Below are 21,168 nucleotides of genomic sequence, written 5' to 3'. Positions count from 1 at the left end.
CGGATAACTACGCTCTCAAAGTCCGTCGCCGTCAGGTGGTACAGCATACTCCTCGACAGCAATCCGCAGCGCATTACTGGCAGCGGGCCGCAACAACAGCGCATAACCCTTGGCTGGCCTGGTCTCTTCACGATTTGGGGCACTGACAGCAATACCCGGAGACTGCCCCGGCACCTCATCGAGAAAAATTTCCAGTTCCCGACCATCCGCCAACACCACCAAGAGGCTGTCCGCGGCGAGTGGCGTGCGCAGACCATCCGCATCTATCGCGAAAAACCGGCCACCGCGCACGACGGCTTTCTCCATGCTCGACTCACTCCTTGATATCGATCGCCAACAGCAATTTAGCGCAACACTCTGCCAAGAATCCCCGTAACTCCTGCACCACCGGGCTGATCTGACGCCGGTCGGCACAGATCAGGTTGAGCGGTACCGACTCGCCAAACCATTCCGCACACAGGCGCACCAGTCGGCCAGAACGCAAATCATCGGCAACATCGAGCGCCGATTTGTAAGCGACGCCATGACCGGCCAGGGCCCAGCGACGCACGACATCGCCATCGTCGGAAACACGGTTGCCACGTACCTGAACGGGAATTTCCCGTCCTTCACGAAAAAACCGCCAGCGATCATGGACGGTATCGCCTAGCGTAAAGCACAGGCAATTGTGCTCGATCAGCGCTTCCGGAGAAGTCGGCACCCCTGCCCGCATCAGATAAGCCGGAGCTGCGCACAGAATACGGCGGTTTTGCGGTGCAACCGGCAGGGCCACCAGATTGGAATCGGGCAGGCTTCCGTAACGCAGGGCGAGGTCCACGGGCTGGCGATAGATGTCGGCCAAGCGGTCGGAGAGCAGCAGGCGCAGTTGGATGCGCGGATAAAGCGCTTGAAAGTCGTCCAGCCAATTCAGCACGGCATTGCGCCCGAGATCGGATGGGAGCGACAACTGTAAAACGCCGCGCAGGGCCGCGCTCCCCATCAGCGTCGCATCCCGCCCGTCAGCCAGCAACTGCAGCGCCTGCCGGCAAGGCTCCAGAAAGGCCAGCCCTTCGTGCGTCAGGCGCAGGCTGCGGGTCGTACGCAGAAAAAGCGGGGCGTCGATCTCGGCCTCCAGCCGCTTCACCGCCAGGCTGGCCGCCGCCGGACTCATGTCCAGGCGCCGTGCAGCCGCCGACAGGCTGCCGGTATCGGCCGCCAGAATGAAAACCTCCATGTCACGCAACATTCGCATGGCGCCATGCTAATCCGCCGGAATCCAATTTTCAATTTATTGTTGAAAGTAAATTCAGAATTACCCACTTTTTCAATAGATTGATCGATTGCATCATGCATCCATCGTCATTCGCCCCTCACGCGCAACGCCATGGACGCCGCCCCGACTACCACCGACCCTTGGCAATTCGATCACCTCAGCCTGGTGACCTCATCGCCCGCCGACCGTACCGTTGAGACGTTGGCTGATCTTCTGGGCCTGAGTTCGGGCTATCGCCCGCCGTTTCCCTTCCCCGGGCGCTGGTTCTACAACGGCGATCAGGCGAGCCTGCATGTCATCGACGCACCGGCAGGGCACTCTCGACACGCGCCGAGTACCGTCATCAGCCATATCGCTTTCCGCAGCAACGCCTCGCTCAAATCGCTGCTGCCTCGCCTCAACGCCAGCGGGCTGCCCTATCGCGTCATGCGCGTGCCGGAAGAGCAGACCATCCAGATTTTCGTGCAGATGAACACGGCCTTACTCATCGAACTGGATGTCCCGGCACGTGCCGATGATCCCTCCCCCACCGACTACAGATCACCTCAGGATGCCCACGATCATGAACGATAAGCAGATTGCCTCCCCTCTTTTTTCCGCCGAGCAGTTGGGTGGTTTGATACTGCCCAACCGCATCGCCCTGGCACCGATGACCCGCTGCCGGACCACCCAGCCAGGCGACATACCCAACGCCTTGATGGCCGAGTACTACGCCCAGCGTGCCAGCGCCGGCCTGATGATCAGCGAGGCCACGCAGATCTCGCCCCAGGGACAGGGCTACAGTTTCACGCCCGGCATTTATTCGGCCGAACAGGTCGCAGGATGGCGCCTGGTTACCGATGCCGTGCATGCGGCAGGAGGGCGTATCTTCCTCCAGCTCTGGCATGTCGGCCGCATGTCGCACGCCAGTTTCCACGGTGGCCAGCCGCCCGTCGCGCCCTCCGCCCTGGCACCCGACGCCCAGGTCTGGGTTGTGGGGGAAGACGGAATCGGTCGCATGGTCGACTGCCCATTGCCGCGCGCCCTTGGCATTGAGGAAATCGCCGCCGTCGTCGGCGACTTCCGCCGTGCCGCCGCCAATGCCATGGCCGCCGGTTTCGACGGCGTCGAAATCCACGGCGCCAACGGCTACCTGATCGACCAGTTCCTGCGCAGCACCTCCAACCACCGTACCGATGGCTACGGCGGCAGCATCGCCAACCGCGTCCGCTTCGCCGAAGAAGTTATCGCCGCCGTTGCCGACGAAGTCGGCCCGCAGCGCGTCGGCATTCGCCTGTCGCCCTACATCACCGCCCGCGGCATGGCCTGCCCGGAGATCATTCCAAGCATCCTCGAGGTCGCGCGCCTGGCCGAAGCCAAGCACATCGCCTATATCCACCTCTCGGAAGCCGACTGGGACGACGCGCCGCAGATACCGCTCCACTTCCGCCATGATCTGCGCCGCCAATTCGGCGGGGCGATCATCGTTGCCGGACGCTACGACCAGCCCCGCGCCGAAGAAATCATCGGTGCCGGCCTCGCCGACGTCGTCGCTTTCGGTCGCCCCTTCATCGCCAACCCCGATCTGCCCGCCCGCATGGCAAACAGCTGGCCGCTCGCCGATTTCGATGCCAGCACGCTGTTTGGCGGAGACGCACGCGGCTATGTCGACTACCCGGCCCATGCCGTGAACCAGTAAGAATCCAAAGGAAAATCGACATGCCCTTAAGCAATATCGCCACCATCGTCGCCCACCCGGAACACCGCGAAACGGTCACCCAGGCATTGACCGCCATGCTGGCGCCCACCCGTGCCGAAGCCGGGTGCCAGCAATACGACCTGCACGTCGACCAAAGCGATCCGAACCGCCTGGTGATGATCGAACGCTGGACCGACGATGCCGCACTCGACGCCCACATCGCCACACCGCATATGGCGCAGCTCAAGGCGGTCATCGCCGACAAGACATCCGGCATCGACATCCAGCGCCTCACCTACCTAGCCTGACGACGCCCCAAGCAAGGAATTTCCATGAAAGCCGTTGCCTACCAAAACACCCTGCCCATCGACAATCCTGCCGCCCTGCAGGACATCGAATTGCCCGATCCCATCGCAACCGGGCGTGACCTGCTGGTTGAAGTCAAAGGGATTTCCGTTAATCCGGTCGACACCAAGATTCGCGCCGGACGCCAGCCCGCCGCGGGCCAGTGGGGCGTGCTGGGCTGGGATGCCGCGGGCATCGTCCGCGCCGTCGGCCCTGATGTCACGCTGTTCAAGCCGGGCGACCGCGTCTGGTACGCCGGCGACATCACCCGCCCGGGCAGCAATGCGGAGCTGCAACTGGTCGACGAACGCATCGTCGGCCGCATGCCGGCCCGCCTGGGTTTTGCCGAAGCCGCAGCCCTGCCGCTGACCGCCATCACCGCCTGGGAATTGCTCTTCGACCGCCTCGGCGTCGCCCCCGGCAAGCGCCCGAGCAAGGATTCGCTGCTCATCGTCGGCGCAGCCGGCGGCGTCGGTTCCATCCTGACCCAACTGGCCAGCCGCCTGACTTCGCTGACGATCATCGGGACGGCTTCCCGCCCCGAGACCCAGGCCTGGGTACGGGAGCTTGGCGCGCACCACGTCATCGACCACAGCAAGCCTTTCGCCGAGGAACTAGAACGCATCGGCCTGAAGCACGTCACCATGGTCGCCAGCCTCAACAATACCGAAGGCCACTTCGCACAGATCGCCGACATCATTGCGCCGCAAGGCCGCTTTGCCCTGATCGACGATCCTGCTGCACCGCTCAACATCATGAAGCTGAAGGGCAAGAGCATTTCGCTGCACTGGGAGTTGATGTTCACCCGCTCGCTGTTCCAGACCGACGACATGATCGCCCAGCACCGCCTGCTCAACGAAGTCGCCGCCCTGGTTGACGAAGGTGTCATCCGGACCACCCTCGGCGAGCATTTCGGCAGCATCAACGCAGCCAACCTGAAACGCGCCCATGCCCATATCGAAAGTGGCAAGGCCCGCGGCAAGGTCGTTCTCGAAGGTTTCTAAGCCTCCTCCCCCCACTGGATACCCTATGAAAAAAACGCTTCTCGCCCTGAGCTTAAGCTTTTTACTGACTGCTCAAGCCGCTGAACGATCGCCGGAAATCGATCGCTCTCTGCCCGTACCCTCCCAAACGGTGATTGGGAAAGTCGAGGCGGGTGTGGTGCTGGCTGCTCAGCGCTATGCCGCTTTCTGGAATACCGGTGAAGCTCGCTTTGCCGAGCAAGCGCTGGCCGATGACTTTACCGATCTGAACCTGCCGCCCGGCCGGATTCAGGGCCCCAAAGGTCCGCTGGCCGCATCGCAGGCATTCCGGCAGGCTGTGCCTGATCTGAAGGCGAAGATTGAACGGCTAATTGCCACCGACGACCAGGTCGTCGTCCACCTGCGCTTTACGGGCACCTACTCAGGCATTTTCAAAGGCAAGCAAGGCAAAGGCCAAAAAGTTGATTTTCAGGCAGTCGACATCTACCAAGTGGTGAATGGAAAAATCAAAACCAATTGGCATCTCGAAGACAACCTCAGCTTGCTATTACAGCTTGAAGCAATCTCGTTCAACAACTAAATCCGGAGATCAATACGCATGAACATCGTCCACCACGCCCAAACCCGCTACACCACCAAGGCTTTCGACGCCAGCCGCAAGATTCCGGCCGAGACTTTCGAGGAAATCCGCAAGCTGCTGCGCTTTGCGCCGTCATCGGTGAACTCGCAACCCTGGCACTTCGTCGTTGCCAGCAGCGACGAAGCCAAGGCGCGCATCGCCAAGGCCACCCAGCCCGGCTACGCCTACAACGAAGCAAAAATCAAAAATGCCTCGCACGTCATCGTCTTCTGTGCCCGCGCTGCTTTCGACGACGCCCACTTGGCCAGTCTGCTCGAACAGGAAGACAAGGACGGCCGCTTCGCCACGCCGGAAGCCAAGACCGGGCAACATAACGGGCGCAGCTTTTATGTGAACCTCCATCGCTTCGACGCCAAGGATGCCCAGCACTGGATGGAGAAGCAGGTCTACCTTGCCCTCGGCACCGCCCTGCTCGGCGCCTCGACGCTGGGACTGGATGCCTGCCCGATGGAAGGCTTCGACGCCCGCATCCTCGACGAGGAACTGGGCCTGCGCGCCAAGGGCTACACCGGCATCGTCATCCTGTCGCTTGGCTACCGCAGCCCGGAAGACTTCAACGCCAAGCTGCCCAAGTCTCGCCTGCCGGAGAGCACCGTCTTCACCGACATCTAACCTCGGGGGGGGCCTGAACGCCGCTCCTCCCTCGTATTCGCAACCTTATCAAGGAACCGCCATGAAATCTTTCGCCGCGCGGGCGACCCCGGTCGCCCTGCTTTTTGCCCTCGCCACGATGCCGACCTTCGCCGCAGACTTCTCGCTGACGGTCTCCGGCATCAAGAACGGCCAGTCCATCGCCGCCGAGAATTACTGGAACAACTTCGGCTGCACCGGCGGCAACGTCATGCCCAAGCTGGAGTGGAAGAACGCCCCGGCGGGCACCAAGAGCTTTGCCGTGACTTTCTACGACAAGGATGCCCCGACCGGTAGCGGTTTCTGGCACTGGGTTGCCTACAACATCCCGGCCGACACGCAGGGTCTGGCCGGTGGCGCCAACGGCGGCAGCCTGCCCGCCGGCGCCGTCGAAGGCAATACGGATCTCGGCAAGCCGGGCTTCTTCGGCCCCTGCCCGCCGGTCGGCCGCAAGCACAACTACGTGTGGACCGTGCATGCCTTGAAGACCGATGCCCTGCCCGTAGACAAGAACGCCAGCCCTGCCCTGGTCGGCTTCTACCTCTGGCAGAACCGTCTCGGCGAAGCTTCGGTGACCGTCACCGCCGGCCCGCGCAAATAATTCAGGAAGGAAATGAACATGTCCCGCAAAACAACCCGCGCCCTGAGCACCGCCGTATTGCTCCTGCTCTCCGGCAGCGTTCTTGCCCAGCAACTGCCGCAACTCAAGCCCGACGAGGTGATTCGCTACCGCAAGGCCGGCTACGCCTTCATGAACTGGAACATGGCCAAGCTCAAGGCCATGCTCGACGGCAGCGTCCCCTTCAACAAGGACCAGGCGCTGGCTGCGGCCACGTCGATCAACAGCACCGTGAATTCCGGCATGGGCGCGCTTTACACGCCGGGTTCGGACAAGGATGCCGGCAATGAAAAGACGCGCCTGAAACCGGAGTTCTTTACCCAACCCGACAAGGTCAAGGAAGTGGCCGGCGCCTACCGGACTGCCGGCATGAAACTGGCTGCGACCGCTGCCACCGGCGACCCCGCCCAGATCAAGCCGGCTTTCGACGACATGGGCAAGGCCTGCAAGGGCTGCCACGACGCGTTCCGCAAGGACTGACCCAGGAGGCCCGCCATGACCGCCATCCGCATCCGCCTGTGGGACCTTCCCCTTCGCCTCTTTCACTGGAGCCTCGTCGCTACGGTGCCGGGCGCCATGATCACCGGGCTGATCGGCGGCGGCTGGATGGTCTGGCACGGGCGCCTGGGGCTGGCGGTGGTCGGGCTCCTTGCCTTCCGGCTGGTTTGGGGCTTTATCGGCTCCACCCACTCGCGCTTCGCCGCCTTTTTGCCTACCCCGGGCAAGATCGCGGCCTACCTGCGCGGCCAATGGCACGGTGTCGGCCACAATCCGCTGGGCGCGCTTTCCGTCTTCGCCTTGCTCGGCTTGCTGACCTTTCAAGCCGCCAGCGGCTTGATCGCCAACGACGACATTGCCTTCAACGGCCCGCTTTATCCACTGATCGACAAGGCGCTGAGCGATGCCGCCACCGGCTGGCATCGCCTGGCCGTCAATGCCCTTTACCTGGTGCTCGCCCTGCATGTCGCGGCCATTGCGTTCTATGCCCGCATCAAGCGTCAGAACCTCGTCCGGCCCATGATCACCGGGTGGCACGAAGGCGCGGCCGAACACGAGAGCCGGGGCGGCGGTCGTCTTGCCTTCGTTTGTGCGCTGATCATCGCGCTCGGGGTCACCGGCGCAGCCAGCGGCGCATGGATACCCTCGCCCGCTCCGCAGGCTCCCGCGCCGGCCATGGACTGGTAAGCCGGGAAACCATGGGAACACGGAAATCGTCCGCGTAACGACCGCTGAGACATTGCCCCGCCCTCGCCAGGACAGCACTTTTGAAAAGGATTTTGCATGTTTAAAGGTATTTTGATCGAGAAGGACGATGCCGGTTATCGAGCAGCCATCCAGACAATCGATGAAGCAAACCTGCCGGATGGCGAGGTGACCGTCCGCGTCAGCCATTCGACGCTCAATTACAAGGACGGGTTGGCAATCACCGGCAAAGGCCCCGTGGTAAGGCGTTTCCCGATGGTGCCCGGCATCGATCTCGTGGGCACCGTGGAAACGAGCGTACACCCGGATTTCGCCGCCGGCGACCAGGTTCTCCTGAATGGCTGGGGCGTCGGCGAAGGCCATTGGGGCGGGCTGGCCCAGAAGGCTCGCCTCAAGGGCGACTGGCTCGTCCCGCTGCCCCGGCAGTTTTCGCCACAGCAGGCGATGGCGATCGGCACCGCCGGCTATACGGCCATGCTGTGCATCCTCGCGCTCGAACGGCACGGCATCACCCCGGCGCACGGCGAAATTCTGGTTTCCGGGGCAGCGGGCGGGGTCGGCAGCGTGGCGACGGCGATTCTGGCCAAGCTGGGCTATGCCGTGGTCGCCATCAGCGGCCGCAGCGAGGAACACGATTACATCAAGCGCCTGGGCGCCAGCGAGGTGCGGCCGCGCTCGGAATTCGCCTCGCCGGGAAAACCGCTGGCCAAGGAACGCTGGGCGGGCGCAGTCGACGTCGTCGGCAGCCACACATTGGCCAACATCTGCGCCAGCATGAAGTATCGCGGCGTGGTGACGGCCTGCGGCCTGGCCGGCGGCATGGATTTTCCCGCCACCGTCGCGCCGTTCATTCTGCGTGGCGTCACCTTGGCCGGTATCGACAGCGTCATGTGTCCGCGCGCCGATCGCCTTGAAGCCTGGCGCCGCCTTGGCGCCGATCTCGACATCACCAAGCTGGACATGATCAGTTCGGAAATATCGCTGGCGGAGGCGATTCCAGCCGCCACGAAACTGATCAACGGCGAGATTCGCGGTCGCATTATCGTGGACGTCAATCGTTAAACCAGAACGATCTCGGCTTCATTGCCCTGTCGGGATTGGGTGAAAACAAAGCATGCCAAGACGAGTTCGAAAGGTGTGGCAGGGGTGGCAATAGCGCCCCCACGTCAGCCGGCACCCGGTCAGCGGCTGCATTCGCGCTTTGGCGGCCCGGCCGGCCTGGTTCAAACGCCAGCCAGCCGGGCGCTGCAGCACGATGCGAGATAGTCCGCCAGCCGTCGAATCGGCGGCGTGATCCGGCCCCGGCTCACGGCCAGAAGGTTCAACGGGGTCGCCTCGCCAGACCACTCAGGCAACAGTTGTCGCAACCGGCCGCTGATCAGGTCGTCGGCGATGTCGAGCTGACTCTTGTAGGCAATGCCCAGCCCAGCCAAGGCCCATTGACGCACCACGCCCCCGTCGTCGGCGATACGGTCACCACCCACTTCAATCGCTTGTTCGCCATTGCGCCCGAATCGCCAGCGGTTGTATGGCAAATCGCCGCGCACGAAACGCAAGCAGTTGTGTCGGCGCAAATCGCTCAGGCTCTCCGGCACACCGCACCGCGCCAGGTAGCTCGGCGCGGCACAAAGAACCCGTGTGTTTGTCGGTGCCACCGGCAAGGCCACCATGCCCGAATCCTCCGGCATGCCATAGCGCAACGCGAAATCCACCGGCTGCTCGAACATGTCCGCCGGACGGTCGGTTACACGTAAATCGAGCAGCAAATCTCCTTCTCGGGCAGGATAGCTCGCCAGAAAATCCTCGACCCAGGTAATCAGGCAGCTACGCGCCAGATCGCTAGGCATGCTCAGGCGGATAGGGCCGCTCAATCCATTTGCCGCATCGTCGCCGATTGCCGCCTCTCCAGCGGCAATCGCGTGAACGACGTCACGAGCATGCGGCAACAAGCGCTCGCCGGCCTCGGAAAGACGCACACGTCTGGTCGACCGCTCGAACAGACGCTGGCCTACCCCCGCCTCCAACCGCTTGATAACGGCACTCGCCACCACCGGAGAAATCCCCAAGCGACGCGCGGCCACCGAAAAACTCCCGGCTTCGGCAGCAGACACAAATACCTGCAGGTCGTCGAGGCGGTTTATTTTCATAAATTCAATGAAATAAATTCAGAAAAGAAGATATTTATCTGCAATTTTATTTAAGTCAACATTTGCCTCTCCCATTACCAAGGAATTCGTCATGTCCCGCCCTCTGCTCAAACACATCCCTGGTGCCCTGCTTTCGATAGTCGTGTCCATGGCTACGGTGCCTGCCTTCGCAGCAGCGCCCGCCGTCGGCACCCTGGAAGTCGTCGCCGAACTGCCCATTCGTCCCGGCAACGTAACCGCCACGCGCGATGGTCGCGTCTTTGCGACGGTACACCCGCTGGACAAGCCATCCGGAATCCAGCTCATGGAAGTGATCGCCCCCGACCGCTATCGTCCGTGGCCCGACGGCAGCTACCAAAGCGACGCCGGCAACCGCTCCGATGAGCGTATTGACACGCCGCTGGGCATCGCTCAGGACACCAAGGGCCGCCTGCGGATCACCGACATGGGTCTCAATCTCGGCAAGACCCGCCTGTGGGCTTTCGACATTGCCAGTGGCCAACGCGTACACAAGATCGAGTTACCGGCCGATGTCGCACCGAAAGGCGCCTTCGTCCAGGATCTCGCGGTGGACGCCGAACGCGGCTGGGTCTATCTCGCCGACATCGCGCCACCGGCTCTGATCGCCGTTGAAATCGCCACCGGCAAGGCGCACCGCTTCTCCGGCCACGCCGCGCTGCAGGCCGACCCCAAGGCCATCATGCGGGTGGACGGCACGCCGACGCATTTCGGCGGCAAACCAGCCAGCGTCGGCGTCAATCCGGTCACCCTGTCCAAGGACGGCCAAACCCTGTATTTCGGCGCCATGAACGGCCTGAAGTGGTACGCCGTACCAACCCGCCATCTGCGCGATGGCAATGACAGCGCGACGGCCGCGGCCATCCGCGTCGTCGGCAAGAAGCCGGTTTCCGACGGCGTTGCTACCGACGATGCGGGGAATCACTTCTTCACCAACCTCAACGACAACGGTATCGATATGCTCGACAGCAAGGGCAAGTTGCGCCCGCTGGTCCGCGATGCTCGTCTGTCGTGGCCCGACAACGCCCAGTTCGGCCCGGATTCCTGGCTGTACATGTCGGTCAACCAGTTGCACCGCACCAGCGCCTTCACGGGCGGCGAAGACACCGGCAAGCCACCTTATCGCGTCATGCGCGTGTGGACCGGCACAGTGGGCAACCAGCGTCAATAATCATCCGGAGAAGGCCATGAAATACCTGCACACCATGGTGCGCGTCACCGACCTGGGAACGTCGCTGGCCTTCTACCGCGATGCCCTCGGGCTGGAAGTACTCAGCGTCCGCGACTTCCCGGGCGGCCGCTTCACGCTCGCCTTCCTGGCAGCGCCGGGCGACCGGGAGGCGCAGATCGAGCTAACCCACAACTGGGACTCGGAGACTTATACCGGCGGGCGCAATTTCGGGCACATCGCCTATCAGGTGCCCGACATCTACGCCGCCTGCGAGCGCCTGGTTGCCCACGGCGTGACCATCAACCGCCCGCCACGCGACGGTTTCATGGCTTTCGTGCGCTCGCCGGACGGTATCTCGATCGAACTGCTGCAGGCCGGTGCAGCGCTGCCACCGCGTACGCCTTGGGTCGACATGCCCAATCAGGGCCAATGGTAAGGAAAGGAACCGACATGCCCCACCCCGCCCCCGGCGACTGGCCGGAAAACCGCGTCGTCGCCCGCCTGCCCGGCTCCCTGCCGATGGGTGGGGTCGTGCAGGGCACCCCGGTACACGCCTTTGCCGCCCTGCCTGCAGCCCATGCCTGGCCAAGCGACCACGGACGCATTCCGCGGCGCCATGACATCGACCTCGGCGGCCTGACCGCCTTCGTCATCGACGATGTGATCACGGCGGAAGAAGCCGACAGCCTGATTGCCGCCAGCGAGCATTTCGGTTTCCGCGACGAAGCGCCGGGCATCGCGACGCCACCCGGCATGCGCATGAACATGTCTGTGCACTGGCTGGCCGACGACGTCCTGCTGACGACCCTGTTCGGGCGCATCGCCCACTTGTTGCCGGAGCAGGTCGACGGTGCGAAACTCCACCGGCAATTGAGCCGGCGGCTCAACGTCTATCGTTATCGCCAGGGCGATACGTTCAACCTGCACGTCGATGGCGACTGGCCGGGCTACGGCCTGTCGGAGGATCGGCGGGAGATGGTCGAGTGGCCGGGCGTTCGCTCCCGGCTAAGCCTGCTGCTTTACTTGAACGGCACCGAGGACGGCATTGTTGGCGGCAATACCCGCCTCTACCGGCACGACAGGCGTTTCGAGGAAGTCTCACCCAAGAAGGGTTCGGCACTCTTTTTTCGCCACGGCATGGGCCCCGGCTCGGTACTCCACGAAGGCCGTCCGGTCGTCGGCACGGTGGCGAAGTATGTCGCGCGAATCAATGTGCTGTACGAGGATGGGCCGGATACTGGCGCCCGGATCATGCACCGCTTCGACTGATGGCCGCTTGTCGCCGGCTCTTACAACAGGGAGCCGGTAATCTCGTCGGCGATGCGCCTTACCGCGGCAATCATCGACACCTGCTGGCGTGGCCCGCCCTCGTAGAGCGAGGTGACCATGGAAATCCCGACGGAGGCCAGCGGGAATCCTTGACGGTCGAGCAAGGGCGCCGCAATGCATGAAACCTGCGGGTTGTTTTCCGCATCGTCGAAAGCAACCCGCTCCTCGAGAACGCGGTCGAGCTCGCGACGCAACTGCTTCGCCGAGGTAATGGTCTTCTCCGTCAGGCGGCGAAAATGCATCTGGGCGATGAGTTTGTCCTGTTCGACGGGCGACATGTGGGCCAGGATGGCCTTGCCGACTGCGGTGCAATAGAGCGGCTCCCAGTCGCCGGCGGTCTGACGCACCGAAACGACGCTGTCGCTGGGCATGACTTCGATGAGAATTGCCCGGTCGTCCTCGACAATCGCCAGGTGCGAGGTCTGACCGGTGATTTCGGACAGCCGGCGCAGGTAGGGCCGGGCGATGTCGACCAGCGCCCTGGGCTGGCGCAGGCTTTTGGCCCAGTATTCGATGCGCGCGCCGACGGTGTAGGTTTTGTCGAGCGGGTTCTTCTGGGCCAGGCCGTGCCGCTCCAGCGTGTTGAGAAAGCGCAGCGCCGAGCTTTTGTCGATGGCGAATTCGCGCGCCACGTCGATGATGCGGATCGGCTCGTCGGCATGGATCAGGAATTCGAAAATGTTCAGCCCCTTGTCGAAGGAGCCGATGATGGCGTTGGCCCCCGACTTGATCGGGGCCGCTTCGCCAGCGCTGGGCGGGGCTGGGTTGGGAAGGGCAGGCATGAACGGATTCAAGAGTCGGTTGCGACGGCGCCATCGCTATCGGATGGCCGGCATTTTAACCGACAACGGCGGCGCTCCGCGGCAAAAACCCGCCCGCGGGAGCAGACGGGCAGGACGCCGGCATCAGGCCGGGGCATCGTTGATTTCGGCCAGGAAGCCAAGCATCACCGGCGAATCGAGCGGCATCACCATGTGGCCGAGCGCGGTGCGGCAATGCGCCACGCCGAGCACCTTGGTGAGCAGTTCGGAGGCGCCGTTGAGGACGTGCGGGATGTCCTTGAAATCCATGGCGCAGCCGACATGGCCGTCGAGACGGACCAGCCGCACCCTGGCAAGGTCGCCGCCGGCCGCCTCCTTCAGCTGGGCCAGGCCGGCCAGCGCCGCCAGGCGCGCGGCATCGACCGCCTGCTCGGTACTCACTTCGGCGCCGACGCGGCCGGTGTAGGCCAGCTTGCCGTCGCGCCAGGGAAACTGGAACGAGGTGGTGACCAGATTGCCGGTGCGCGCCCAGGACACGTACATGCCGACGCCGGGGTGGGCTGGCAGCAAGCTGTAGCCGAGCGCGGCCAGACGGGTTTCGGGGTGATTTTCGGGGTACATCGATTGTCTCCTTGTTTGAGTTGTTTTCAGCCTCGCCAGCCGGCGACGATGGCCGGATTGCGCTCCATCCAGTCGGCCGCCGCCGCCATCGGGCTGAGCTTGCGGACGTTGATCAGGTAGTCGAGCTCGGTCATCGCCGCATTGCCCAGCGTCACCCGGCGCAGGCTGGCCAGCGCGCTGGCGGGCAGCAGGTGGCGGGCATCGTTGCGAATGAGCAGCGTCGCCTGATCCTTGCCACGCAACAGCCCTTTCGGCTCGGCCAGTTCGCGGATCTTGTAGCGGTGGTGCAAATGCTGCGGCTGCCAGAGCGGCACGACCACCCAGCGTTTTTCGGCAACCGCGCTTTCGAAGGCCTGCTCCATATCGGCCTGGGTGCCGTTGCGGAACTCGTAGCCGAGGGCATCGAGGCCGTATTCCTTGATGATCTCGCGGGAGAAGCGGCTGATCCCCGCCCCCGGCGCGATGCCCTGGATCAGCTTGGTCATCCGCGCCGCGACTTCCGGCTTCTTCAGATCGGCAACGGCCGCCACTTCGCCGGCCGGCACGTAATCCGGCACGCCCCACAGCGTGTACGGCTCGTACAGCACGGTCAGCTTTTCGACTTCCGAGGCCATCGGCGCCAGATAGCCGCCGTGACTGCCCGGCAGCCAAGCCGAGGCGAGCAGGTCGACCTCGCCCTTGCCGAGCATTTCGAACATCTTTTCGTGCGGCGCTTCCTTGACCTCCGTTTCGATGCCCTGCGCCGCCAGCAGCTGGCGGACGATGGAGCCGCTGGCGGCATGGAAGGAGAGCGCGATCTGGCCGACGACCGGCTTGCGTTTGGCCGGGGCGGACCGGGCCATGCTGCCGCAGCCGGAGGCGGTAGCGGCAATGACGCCGGCGGAAGCGGCGAGAAAATGACGACGATTGGGATTCATGGTGTGCTCCTTGGGGAAATGGCGACCGGCTTCAGGCCAGTGCCTTGTAAAGTTCGCGCAGCAAGACCGGGTGCGCTGGCCAAGCGGGAATGGTGATCAGCTTGCCGTCGACGCAGACGCCGTCGAGCGGGGTTTCCACCCACGTGCCGCCGGCCTGCTCGACCTCGGGCCGGCAAGCCGGGTAGGCCGTGGCCCGCCGGCCGCGCACGACGCCGGTCGCGGTCAACAACTGCACGCCGTGGCAAATCGCCGCGATGATCTTGTCGGCCGCGACGAAATGCGCCACCAGCGCCTGTACCGCCGGATCCAGCCGCTGGTACTCGGCAGCCCGGCCACCGGGAATGAGCAGCGCGTCGTAGCCGGCCGGGTCGAGGCCGGCAAAATCATGGGTCAGCGTGAAGCGGTGGCCCTGGGTTTCGGTGTAGGTCTGGTAGCCGCCGAAATCATGCACGGCGGTGGCGATGCTCTGTCCCGCCGCCTTGCCCGGACACACGGCATGAACCGCGTGCCCCTGGGCGAGCAGGGCCTGGAAGGGGACCATGACCTCGTAGTCTTCCGAAAAATCGCCGACCAGCAGCAGGATGCGTTTCATCGACTTCGTGATCCTTTCAAAATCGGCGGCCTCAGTGGCCGACCCCGAGGTAGCGTTCCTGCAACTCGGCATTGGCGGCGAATTCGCACGACGGCAGATCGAGCACGATCTCGCCCGAGACCATCACCAGCATGCGTTCCGAGAGCGCGACGGCAAGCCGGAAATTCTGCTCGACGACGAGCAGCGACATCCCTTCTTCGTCGACCAGCCGGCGCAAGACCCCCTGCAACTGCTCGACGACCAGCGGCGACAAGCCTTCCGACGGTTCGTCGAGAACCAGCAGGCTGGGGTTGAGCAGCAGGGCGCGGCCGATCGCCAGCATCTGCTGTTCGCCGCCCGACAACTGGTTGCCGCGGTTCTGCCGACGCTCGGCGAGGCGGGGAAAGGTGTCGTACACCCGCTCCACCGTCCACGCGCCGGGCCGGATGCCGGCGGTCAGCGTGAAATGCTCGTGCACCGAGAGCGAGGGAAAAACCCGCCGCCCCTGCGGCACCAGCGCCACGCCCAGGCGAGCCATTTCGAAAGGCTGCGCCCCGGCCACCTCGCTGCCTTCGAAGCGGATCGAGCCTTCGACGCGGTCGACCATGCCGAACAGCGATTTGCACAGCGTTGTCTTGCCGACGCCGTTGCGCCCGACGATGGCCAGCGCCTCGTTGCCGATGCTGAAATCGATGCCGTGCAAAATCGGCATGCCGCCCAGCCAGGCGGTGACGTTATCGAACTTGAGCAGTGCCTCCATCAGCCCTCTCCCAGATAAATCTTGCGCACCAGCGGATTGACGCGGATTTCGTCCGGCTTGCCGGAAGCGACGATTTCGCCATCCTTCATCACCGTCACTTCGTCGGCGACCTGCAAGGCAACGTCCATGTCGTGCTCGATCATGATCAGCGTGATGTCGCGCGACAGGTTGCGGATCAATTCCAGCAGCAGCGGCCGCTCGGCCGGACTCAGCCCGGCTGCCGGCTCGTCGAGCAGCAGCAGGCGCGGCGACTGCATCAGCGCCATGCCCAGTTCGAGTTGACGCTGCTCGCCGTGCGACAACTCGGCCACCGGTCGGTGCACGCTGTGCTCCAACCCGACCGCCGCCAGCACCTGGCGTACCTTGCGCGCCCCCTCGTCGAAACGGTTCGGCCGCAGCACGCCGAAACGGCCGGGCCGGCTGCCGCGCCAGGCGACGCTCAGGTTCTGTTCGATGCTGATGCCCTTGAACAGCGACGAGGTCTGGTAGGTGCGGGCAATGCCCAGGCGCGCCCGGCGATGCGCCGGCAGCGCCGTGACATCCGCGCCGTGAAAGACGATGCGCCCGGCGCTGGGCGGAAAATCGCCGGCGATGATATTGAACAGCGTCGTCTTGCCGGCACCGTTGGTACCGAGCAAAACCCGCCGCTCCCCGGGGGCGATCCGCAAATCGACGCCGGCAATGGCGCGCAAGGCGCCAAAGCGGCGTTCGACCGCGTCGACATGCAGTGCCAACACGCTCATGCCGCGCTGCTCACTTGCAGACCGGGTTGTCGCGCGAAGCCGGGCCGGCGGCGAGGAATTCCTCGCGCGGCACACCCAGCGTCTGGTTCACCTGCTGGCTGACCTTGACCACCTTGTTGTACAGGCTGCCGTCCGGACGCTTGGCGACTTCGGTGACGAAGGCATCGGCGATCACCTGGCGGTTCTGGTCAAGGCTGTAGGTGCCGGTCGGCGTCTCGAACTTGAGCTGGCGCAGCGCCGCCTTCAGCTTCTCCTGGTTGCCAGAGACGTCGCCGCCCGCCTTTTCCAGACCGAGCAGCGCCGCCTTCATGCTGATGTAGTAGCCGTGCGCCATGCTCGACGGAGCCGGCAGCGCATCGGGGAACTTGGCGCGATAGCGACGGACGAATTCCTTCCACTTCGGATCTTCGTTCTCGTCGGCGCTGGAACTGGCCGACGGAATGCCGACGACGCGCTGCTGGAACGGCCCGCGGCTATTCAGGACGATCGAGTCGACGGTGATCGAGCCGCCGATCAGCGGCGCCTTGCCGCCGGCCTGGTAGTACTGGCTAAGGAAATTGACCGCGTCGGCCGCGCCGAGCACGACGAAAACGGCATCGACATCCTTGGGAATGCGGGCGATCACCGTGCTGTAATCCTTGGTGCCGAGCGGCACCCAGAAGCGGCTCGGCACCTTGCCGCCCTTGCGGCAGAATTCGGTGACGAAACCGGCGACCTGGGCATAGGGGAAGCCGTAGTCCTCGGCCACGACGGCGACATTGCGATACTTCTTCTCGTCGTAGACATAGTTGCCCAGGCCGGCGACGCGCTGCGCGCCGTCCATGCTGAAGCTGAAGAAATTCGGGGCCGGATCGCGCAAGGTCGTTTCCTGCGCCGCCGCAGTGCCGTTCACGAAAGTCCTGGCCGGAATGGTCTTGGCCAGCTCCTTGATGGCCAGCCCTTCGCCACCCGACAAGGGGCCGACGATCAGGTCAACCTTGTCCTGGTCGAGCAGCTTGCGCGCCTTGGTCACGGCGACATCGCCCTTGGCGTTGGTCGATTCGCGAATGACCTCGATCTTCTTGCCGGCGATGCCGTTCTTGAATTCTTCGAGCGCCAGGTCGATCCCGCGATTGGCATCCTGGCCAAGCGCCGCGAGCGGGCCTTCGAGAACGACCAGGGTGCCGATTTTCAACGTCTGTTGGGCCTGTGCGACACCGCCGGCCAGCAGCAGGCCGATGGCGGCAATGGCGCCGGCGAGTCGGGTTGGTTGCAGTTTTTTCATTTCAATGTCTCCATGATTTTTGTAGGTACGGCAGCGGCTGCGTCGGCCGACCGGCCAATGCAGCCGGGTCAAGCGGCGCGACGGCTTTGCATCGCCGCCTGCAGACGGCGCGCGATGCCGAGCAGACCGTCCGGGGAAAACAGGACGACCGCGAGGAATATCGAGCCGATCAACAGGTTGAAACGATCGGCGCCAACGATCGTTCCGGCGAAGTTCTGAAGCAGGACGTAGAGGACGGCCCCGATGAAGGCGCCGACCGGGTGGCGCAGGCCGCCGACGACGGCCATGATCAGGATGGCGTTGATGCCGCCGAGATCGACCGTGCCCGGCGAAATGCGCTGGTTGTACCAGACCATCAGCACGCCGCCGAGTGCCGCCGGTACGCCGGCCGCGGCAAAGGCGGCGACCTTGATCGCCGTCACCGAATAGCCGAGCGCCGCCGCCTTGCGCGGGTCGTCGCGCACCGCCTGCAAGGCCAGCCCGGCCGGCGTCGCGACAAGGTAGCGGATGCCGGCGTAGAACACCGCCGCGACACCCAGGCAGATGAAGTAGAAAACGTGCGCCTCGTCGCGGATCGGCCGCTCGAAGAGCTGCGGCACCGCCACCCCCTGCAAGCCGTTGAAGGCGTTGAACACGGTATCGTTCTGCTGGACCAGGAAAAAGAAGCCCATGCCGATGGCGAGCGTGATCATCAGCAGGTAGATGCCCTCGGTGCGCGCCGCGAGAAAGCCGACGAAAATCGAGAACAGCACCGCGACGAGCACGGCAAAGGCAACCGCCAGCGGCCAGGGCAGCGGCACCCCCATCGCTTCGGCATTGACGCTGGTCAGCGCCAGCGCGTAGCCGGCGACGCCGGCCACCGTCATCTGGGCCAGCGACACCATGCCGCCGTAGCCGGCGAGAAAGCTCAGCGACAGTGCGACCAGGCCGAAGAACAGGCTGGGCGCGCCGATGTTGAGCACCCAGAAATTCGGGACCAGGAAGGGATAGAGCACGGCCCAGCAGAGCAGCGCCAAGTCGTAGCGGATGAGGCGGGTTTCGAGCGGTGTGGACATCAGGCTTTCCTCCCGAACAGGCCGGCCGGGCGCCAGGCGAGCACGGCGGTCATCAAGACGTAGATCAGCATGTAAGCGTAAGTCGGCAGGTAGGCCATGCCCCACTGCTCGACCAGCCCGACCAGCACCGCGCCGACCGCCGCGCCGACGATGCTGCCCATGCCGCCGACGATGGTGACGACCAGCGACGAGAGCAGGTAGCGCGCATCCTCGCCCGGCGATACCGAGAGCACGGTGCCGCCGAGCACGCCGGACAGGCCGGCCAGCCCGGCCCCGACGGCGAAGACGAGGACGAACAGGCGCGAGGTGTTGATGCCGAGCGCCGAGAGCATTTCGCGGTCGTCGACACCGGCCCGGATGGCCGCCCCGAAGCGCGTCCGGTTCAGGCCCAGCCAGAGCACGATGCCGATGCCCAGCGCCACCAGCAGCAAACTCAGGCGCAGCAGCGGATACCCGCCGATCAGCGGCAGTTCGATGCTGTCCTGCAGGAACTCGGGCGGCTGGAACTGCAAGGTCAGGCTGCCGAACTTGGCGAGCAGCAGGTCGGCGATGACGACCGACAGGCCGATGCTGACCAGCGCCTGGCGCAAGTCCTCGCCCTGCATCCAGTCGAGGAAGAAGAGATGCATCGCCATGCCGAGCACGGCGACGATCAAGGCCCCGGCCAGCAGCGCCAGATACCAGTTGCCGCTCCACTCGCCGACCTGGTAGCCAAGATAGCCGCCGAGCAGGTAGAGCGAACCGTGCGCCAGGTTGACCGAGCGCATCAGGCCGAAGATCAGCGTGAAGCCGACTGCCACCAGGAAATACAGCGCGGCCACGGTCAGCCCGTTCAGGGTTACCGTCAGGAACAGACTCACCGGACGCCTCCGATGGCGACACCGGCTTCGTCGGCGATCCAGCTGGCCTTTTCGCTTTGCTTGAACATGAATTCAAAGGTGATGCCGTTCGGATCGACGACGAACACCTGATGCAGACCCTCGCCCGGCACCGTGCGCGGGTTGTACGGGTAGCCGGCCTTCTTCAGGCGCTCCTCGAAACCGGGCAGGCCCTCGCAGTTGAACGAAATGTGATCGACCACGCCGCTGCCGGCCGTCTGGCCGCGGTCGCCGAGATAGCGCACCAGTTCGGCATCGCCGGTATCGAGCGCCATCATATGAACCACCGGCAAACCGGCCGCCGAGTACATCCAGTAACCGGCAAACTTGAAATCGGGACGGTTGCCGACCTGCAAGCCGACCACCTCCTCGAAAAAGTGGCGGCTTTCTTCCAGCTTCGGGGTGCGCAACGTGAAATGGTTAAGGTCGATGGCTTTCACTTTTGTCTCCTGTCGTTGGTTGATAATTAATCAATTGGTTGATTTATTAGTAACGACGTCTTTATAGAAGATTCAAAACCTCAAGGCAAGAAATATTTTATTTTCCACAACCGGTTGATTATTTATCAACGTTATTTATTCACCGCCGATGTTGCGCGCTACGCCGCGACTCTCTGATTTCTCGGGAAAAAACCTCAAGAATCCCGATAGCATGTCGTTATCGACAGCAGGCGCCATGCAGAAGGGAAAGCCCATGAAACTCCAAGCACTGCCGTCGGCACTCTCCTTTCGGGACGACTGGAAGCGCGCCCTTTCCGGAGAGACGGAAAGGGCTGCAGCGCGCATTGCCGAGTCCCCGTCCGAGCGGGAAGCCAAACGCCTGGCCGACATGCAGGCCGCGCTCAAGCGTCTGCGCGAACTGCCCTCCGCCAGGGAATCGGCGGCAGCCCAGCGTCTGAACAAGGCACAGCAGCTATTGCAGCAAATTCGTGCGCTCAAGCAGGCAATCGCCCTCGCCACGCCGGAGCATGCCGCGGCACTGGCAGCGCAATTGCGTCAACTGGCAGGGCAGTTGGCCAGTCTGGGCAAGGGTGGCAGCGGCGGGCTGTCGCTGCCGAACGCGGGGTCCTCCTCGGGAGGGGATAGCCCATCTGCGGATGCCGCAGCAGTCGGCACACCGGAAAATACAAGTGCCTCAACGCCCGTCGCCGAAGCATCGACAGCCGTTGAGGCAAACCTCCCGGAGGAAAGGGCAACGACGGCCGCCGGGCAAACCAACCCGGCTTCTGCTGACGAAGCGGCCCAGGCAATGGCGACGGCCAGCGACAGCCCACGCGCGGCAACTACTGCCCGAACGGATGACAACCCTCGGGAAAACAGTCAGTCCTCCGACGAGAACACGATCGAGAAAGCCCTGCGCAGTGTGCTCAAGGAAGCCTGGGCGGAATTGAAAAGCGCAGTCGCCTTGCTCAAGGCAAAAGTGCAACGACTGCCCCCCGCCGATCATGACCGTGTCGAGGCGGATCTACGCGCCATCGACAGCCTCGCCAGCCAGGCCGGCATCGGCACAACCTACGCCCTGCCCTTACGCGAACCGTCTCCCCCCCGCTTCATCGACATTAAAGCCTGAGCCCGGAGGCGATC

The 21,168-nt window shown here is 64.0% G+C and carries 27 protein-coding genes; 14 read left to right on the top strand and 13 right to left on the bottom strand.

What is annotated here, in order from left to right:
- Positions 1-15 precede the first annotated feature (15 nt).
- Both AB6Q56_RS21245 and AB6Q56_RS21240 read right to left on the bottom strand, forming a co-directional pair.
- Positions 16-306, bottom strand: a complete 291-nt coding sequence (locus AB6Q56_RS21245; protein WP_434515001.1) for a hypothetical protein — start codon at positions 304-306, stop codon at positions 16-18.
- Positions 307-313: 7 nt separating this feature from the next.
- Complete coding sequence (locus AB6Q56_RS21240) at positions 314-1,231, bottom strand: LysR family transcriptional regulator (RefSeq protein ID WP_434515000.1); 918 nt, start codon at positions 1,229-1,231, stop codon at positions 314-316.
- Between the two features lie 132 nt (positions 1,232-1,363).
- Between AB6Q56_RS21240 and AB6Q56_RS21235 the strand changes: the two genes are divergently transcribed.
- From AB6Q56_RS21235 to acuI, 10 genes are all read left to right on the top strand, one after another.
- On the top strand, positions 1,364-1,825 hold the full coding sequence (locus AB6Q56_RS21235) for a hypothetical protein (RefSeq protein WP_434514999.1): 462 nt from the start codon (positions 1,364-1,366) through the stop codon (positions 1,823-1,825).
- The gene (locus tag AB6Q56_RS21230) at positions 1,815-2,930 is read left to right on the top strand and encodes an alkene reductase (protein ID WP_434514998.1); all 1,116 of its coding nucleotides are present in this window, start codon (positions 1,815-1,817) and stop codon (positions 2,928-2,930) included. The genes AB6Q56_RS21235 and AB6Q56_RS21230 overlap by 11 nt, the downstream gene beginning before the upstream one ends.
- A 20-nt stretch (positions 2,931-2,950) precedes the next feature.
- Entirely contained in the window at positions 2,951-3,238 is a 288-nt protein-coding gene (locus AB6Q56_RS21225; protein ID WP_434514997.1) for a putative quinol monooxygenase, read from the top strand.
- A 24-nt stretch (positions 3,239-3,262) separates the two neighbouring features.
- Positions 3,263-4,279: a zinc-binding alcohol dehydrogenase family protein gene (locus tag AB6Q56_RS21220; protein WP_434514996.1), complete on the top strand. Its 1,017-nt coding sequence runs from the start codon at positions 3,263-3,265 to the stop codon at positions 4,277-4,279.
- A gap of 25 nt (positions 4,280-4,304) precedes the next feature.
- Positions 4,305-4,838, top strand: coding sequence for an ester cyclase (locus tag AB6Q56_RS21215; RefSeq protein ID WP_434514995.1), 534 nt, complete (start codon positions 4,305-4,307; stop codon positions 4,836-4,838).
- 18 nt (positions 4,839-4,856) lie between these two features.
- Complete coding sequence (nfsB, locus tag AB6Q56_RS21210; RefSeq protein WP_434514994.1) at positions 4,857-5,510, top strand: oxygen-insensitive NAD(P)H nitroreductase; 654 nt, start codon at positions 4,857-4,859, stop codon at positions 5,508-5,510.
- Positions 5,511-5,571: 61 nt separating this feature from the next.
- On the top strand, positions 5,572-6,129 hold the full coding sequence (locus tag AB6Q56_RS21205; RefSeq protein ID WP_434514993.1) for a YbhB/YbcL family Raf kinase inhibitor-like protein: 558 nt from the start codon (positions 5,572-5,574) through the stop codon (positions 6,127-6,129).
- Between the two features lie 18 nt (positions 6,130-6,147).
- A complete protein-coding gene (locus tag AB6Q56_RS21200) occupies positions 6,148-6,627 on the top strand; it encodes a c-type cytochrome (protein WP_434514992.1) in 480 nt (159 codons plus the stop codon).
- Positions 6,628-6,642: 15 nt separating this feature from the next.
- A complete protein-coding gene (locus tag AB6Q56_RS21195; protein ID WP_434514991.1) occupies positions 6,643-7,332 on the top strand; it encodes a cytochrome b/b6 domain-containing protein in 690 nt (229 codons plus the stop codon).
- 96 nt (positions 7,333-7,428) lie between these two features.
- On the top strand, positions 7,429-8,412 hold the full coding sequence (gene acuI, locus AB6Q56_RS21190) for an acrylyl-CoA reductase (NADPH) (RefSeq protein ID WP_434514990.1): 984 nt from the start codon (positions 7,429-7,431) through the stop codon (positions 8,410-8,412).
- 161 nt (positions 8,413-8,573) lie between these two features.
- Here acuI and AB6Q56_RS21185 read toward each other — a convergent pair whose 3' ends face one another.
- Positions 8,574-9,497 (bottom strand): LysR family transcriptional regulator, encoded by a 924-nt coding sequence (locus AB6Q56_RS21185; protein ID WP_434514989.1) that lies wholly within the window; start codon positions 9,495-9,497, stop codon positions 8,574-8,576.
- Between the two features lie 91 nt (positions 9,498-9,588).
- Here AB6Q56_RS21185 and AB6Q56_RS21180 point away from each other — a divergent pair, with 91 nt between their 5' ends.
- From AB6Q56_RS21180 to AB6Q56_RS21170, 3 genes are read left to right on the top strand one after another with little or no spacing between them, the layout of a single operon-like run.
- Entirely contained in the window at positions 9,589-10,686 is a 1,098-nt protein-coding gene (locus AB6Q56_RS21180) for an L-dopachrome tautomerase-related protein (protein WP_434514988.1), read from the top strand.
- 16 nt (positions 10,687-10,702) lie between these two features.
- Positions 10,703-11,122 carry a VOC family protein gene (locus tag AB6Q56_RS21175; RefSeq protein ID WP_434514987.1) on the top strand — a complete coding sequence of 140 codons (420 nt, stop codon included), beginning with the start codon at positions 10,703-10,705 and terminating at the stop codon, positions 11,120-11,122.
- Positions 11,123-11,136: 14 nt separating this feature from the next.
- Positions 11,137-11,955: a 2OG-Fe(II) oxygenase gene (locus AB6Q56_RS21170; protein ID WP_434514986.1), complete on the top strand. Its 819-nt coding sequence runs from the start codon at positions 11,137-11,139 to the stop codon at positions 11,953-11,955.
- 20 nt (positions 11,956-11,975) lie between these two features.
- On the opposite strand, the gene AB6Q56_RS21165 is transcribed toward AB6Q56_RS21170, so the two are convergent.
- The 10 genes from AB6Q56_RS21165 to AB6Q56_RS21120 form a co-directional block, all read right to left on the bottom strand.
- Entirely contained in the window at positions 11,976-12,797 is an 822-nt protein-coding gene (locus AB6Q56_RS21165) for an IclR family transcriptional regulator (RefSeq protein WP_434514985.1), read from the bottom strand.
- A 123-nt stretch (positions 12,798-12,920) separates the two neighbouring features.
- A complete protein-coding gene (locus AB6Q56_RS21160) occupies positions 12,921-13,397 on the bottom strand; it encodes an Atu1372/SO_1960 family protein (protein ID WP_434514984.1) in 477 nt (158 codons plus the stop codon).
- Positions 13,398-13,423: 26 nt separating this feature from the next.
- A complete protein-coding gene (locus AB6Q56_RS21155; protein WP_434514983.1) occupies positions 13,424-14,314 on the bottom strand; it encodes a glycine betaine ABC transporter substrate-binding protein in 891 nt (296 codons plus the stop codon).
- A gap of 31 nt (positions 14,315-14,345) precedes the next feature.
- Positions 14,346-14,906, bottom strand: a complete 561-nt coding sequence (locus AB6Q56_RS21150) for a DJ-1/PfpI family protein (RefSeq protein ID WP_434514982.1) — start codon at positions 14,904-14,906, stop codon at positions 14,346-14,348.
- A gap of 31 nt (positions 14,907-14,937) precedes the next feature.
- Positions 14,938-15,645: an ABC transporter ATP-binding protein gene (locus AB6Q56_RS21145; protein WP_434514981.1), complete on the bottom strand. Its 708-nt coding sequence runs from the start codon at positions 15,643-15,645 to the stop codon at positions 14,938-14,940.
- Positions 15,645-16,388: an ABC transporter ATP-binding protein gene (locus AB6Q56_RS21140; RefSeq protein WP_434514980.1), complete on the bottom strand. Its 744-nt coding sequence runs from the start codon at positions 16,386-16,388 to the stop codon at positions 15,645-15,647. The genes AB6Q56_RS21145 and AB6Q56_RS21140 overlap by 1 nt, the downstream gene beginning before the upstream one ends.
- A gap of 10 nt (positions 16,389-16,398) precedes the next feature.
- Positions 16,399-17,652, bottom strand: a complete 1,254-nt coding sequence (locus AB6Q56_RS21135; RefSeq protein WP_434514979.1) for an ABC transporter substrate-binding protein — start codon at positions 17,650-17,652, stop codon at positions 16,399-16,401.
- Positions 17,653-17,720: 68 nt separating this feature from the next.
- Positions 17,721-18,707, bottom strand: a complete 987-nt coding sequence (locus AB6Q56_RS21130) for a branched-chain amino acid ABC transporter permease (protein WP_434514978.1) — start codon at positions 18,705-18,707, stop codon at positions 17,721-17,723.
- Entirely contained in the window at positions 18,707-19,567 is an 861-nt protein-coding gene (locus tag AB6Q56_RS21125) for a branched-chain amino acid ABC transporter permease (protein WP_434514977.1), read from the bottom strand. Before AB6Q56_RS21125 ends, AB6Q56_RS21130 begins: the two co-directional genes overlap by 1 nt.
- The gene (locus AB6Q56_RS21120; RefSeq protein WP_434514976.1) at positions 19,564-20,025 is read right to left on the bottom strand and encodes a VOC family protein; all 462 of its coding nucleotides are present in this window, start codon (positions 20,023-20,025) and stop codon (positions 19,564-19,566) included. The genes AB6Q56_RS21125 and AB6Q56_RS21120 overlap by 4 nt, the downstream gene beginning before the upstream one ends.
- A 253-nt stretch (positions 20,026-20,278) precedes the next feature.
- Between AB6Q56_RS21120 and AB6Q56_RS21115 the strand changes: the two genes are divergently transcribed.
- Positions 20,279-21,154: a hypothetical protein gene (locus AB6Q56_RS21115; protein ID WP_434514975.1), complete on the top strand. Its 876-nt coding sequence runs from the start codon at positions 20,279-20,281 to the stop codon at positions 21,152-21,154.
- Positions 21,155-21,168: the final 14 nt, after the last annotated feature.

It is taken from the genome of Dechloromonas sp. ARDL1 (assembly GCF_051122455.1).
In the GTDB taxonomy this organism is placed as follows: Bacteria; Pseudomonadota; Gammaproteobacteria; order Burkholderiales; family Rhodocyclaceae; genus Azonexus.
Note: the sequence above shows the minus strand (reverse complement) of the source record. Positions and strands in the feature narration are given on the sequence as shown.

Excerpts from the sequence above, each read along its gene's own strand:
- AB6Q56_RS21245 (WP_434515001.1), bottom strand. The coding sequence starts at position 306 with ATGGAGAAAGCCGTCGTGCGCGGTGGCCGGTTTTTCGCGATAGATGCG.
- AB6Q56_RS21240 (WP_434515000.1), bottom strand. The coding sequence starts at position 1,231 with ATGCGAATGTTGCGTGACATGGAGGTTTTCATTCTGGCGGCCGATACC.
- AB6Q56_RS21235 (WP_434514999.1), top strand. The coding sequence starts at position 1,364 with ATGGACGCCGCCCCGACTACCACCGACCCTTGGCAATTCGATCACCTC.
- AB6Q56_RS21230 (WP_434514998.1), top strand. The coding sequence starts at position 1,815 with ATGAACGATAAGCAGATTGCCTCCCCTCTTTTTTCCGCCGAGCAGTTG.
- AB6Q56_RS21225 (WP_434514997.1), top strand. The coding sequence starts at position 2,951 with ATGCCCTTAAGCAATATCGCCACCATCGTCGCCCACCCGGAACACCGC.
- AB6Q56_RS21220 (WP_434514996.1), top strand. The coding sequence starts at position 3,263 with ATGAAAGCCGTTGCCTACCAAAACACCCTGCCCATCGACAATCCTGCC.
- AB6Q56_RS21215 (WP_434514995.1), top strand. The coding sequence starts at position 4,305 with ATGAAAAAAACGCTTCTCGCCCTGAGCTTAAGCTTTTTACTGACTGCT.
- nfsB (WP_434514994.1), top strand. The coding sequence starts at position 4,857 with ATGAACATCGTCCACCACGCCCAAACCCGCTACACCACCAAGGCTTTC.
- AB6Q56_RS21205 (WP_434514993.1), top strand. The coding sequence starts at position 5,572 with ATGAAATCTTTCGCCGCGCGGGCGACCCCGGTCGCCCTGCTTTTTGCC.
- AB6Q56_RS21200 (WP_434514992.1), top strand. The coding sequence starts at position 6,148 with ATGTCCCGCAAAACAACCCGCGCCCTGAGCACCGCCGTATTGCTCCTG.
- AB6Q56_RS21195 (WP_434514991.1), top strand. The coding sequence starts at position 6,643 with ATGACCGCCATCCGCATCCGCCTGTGGGACCTTCCCCTTCGCCTCTTT.
- acuI (WP_434514990.1), top strand. The coding sequence starts at position 7,429 with ATGTTTAAAGGTATTTTGATCGAGAAGGACGATGCCGGTTATCGAGCA.
- AB6Q56_RS21185 (WP_434514989.1), bottom strand. The coding sequence starts at position 9,497 with ATGAAAATAAACCGCCTCGACGACCTGCAGGTATTTGTGTCTGCTGCC.
- AB6Q56_RS21180 (WP_434514988.1), top strand. The coding sequence starts at position 9,589 with ATGTCCCGCCCTCTGCTCAAACACATCCCTGGTGCCCTGCTTTCGATA.
- AB6Q56_RS21175 (WP_434514987.1), top strand. The coding sequence starts at position 10,703 with ATGAAATACCTGCACACCATGGTGCGCGTCACCGACCTGGGAACGTCG.
- AB6Q56_RS21170 (WP_434514986.1), top strand. The coding sequence starts at position 11,137 with ATGCCCCACCCCGCCCCCGGCGACTGGCCGGAAAACCGCGTCGTCGCC.
- AB6Q56_RS21165 (WP_434514985.1), bottom strand. The coding sequence starts at position 12,797 with ATGCCTGCCCTTCCCAACCCAGCCCCGCCCAGCGCTGGCGAAGCGGCC.
- AB6Q56_RS21160 (WP_434514984.1), bottom strand. The coding sequence starts at position 13,397 with ATGTACCCCGAAAATCACCCCGAAACCCGTCTGGCCGCGCTCGGCTAC.
- AB6Q56_RS21155 (WP_434514983.1), bottom strand. The coding sequence starts at position 14,314 with ATGAATCCCAATCGTCGTCATTTTCTCGCCGCTTCCGCCGGCGTCATT.
- AB6Q56_RS21150 (WP_434514982.1), bottom strand. The coding sequence starts at position 14,906 with ATGAAACGCATCCTGCTGCTGGTCGGCGATTTTTCGGAAGACTACGAG.
- AB6Q56_RS21145 (WP_434514981.1), bottom strand. The coding sequence starts at position 15,645 with ATGGAGGCACTGCTCAAGTTCGATAACGTCACCGCCTGGCTGGGCGGC.
- AB6Q56_RS21140 (WP_434514980.1), bottom strand. The coding sequence starts at position 16,388 with ATGAGCGTGTTGGCACTGCATGTCGACGCGGTCGAACGCCGCTTTGGC.
- AB6Q56_RS21135 (WP_434514979.1), bottom strand. The coding sequence starts at position 17,652 with ATGAAAAAACTGCAACCAACCCGACTCGCCGGCGCCATTGCCGCCATC.
- AB6Q56_RS21130 (WP_434514978.1), bottom strand. The coding sequence starts at position 18,707 with ATGTCCACACCGCTCGAAACCCGCCTCATCCGCTACGACTTGGCGCTG.
- AB6Q56_RS21115 (WP_434514975.1), top strand. The coding sequence starts at position 20,279 with ATGAAACTCCAAGCACTGCCGTCGGCACTCTCCTTTCGGGACGACTGG.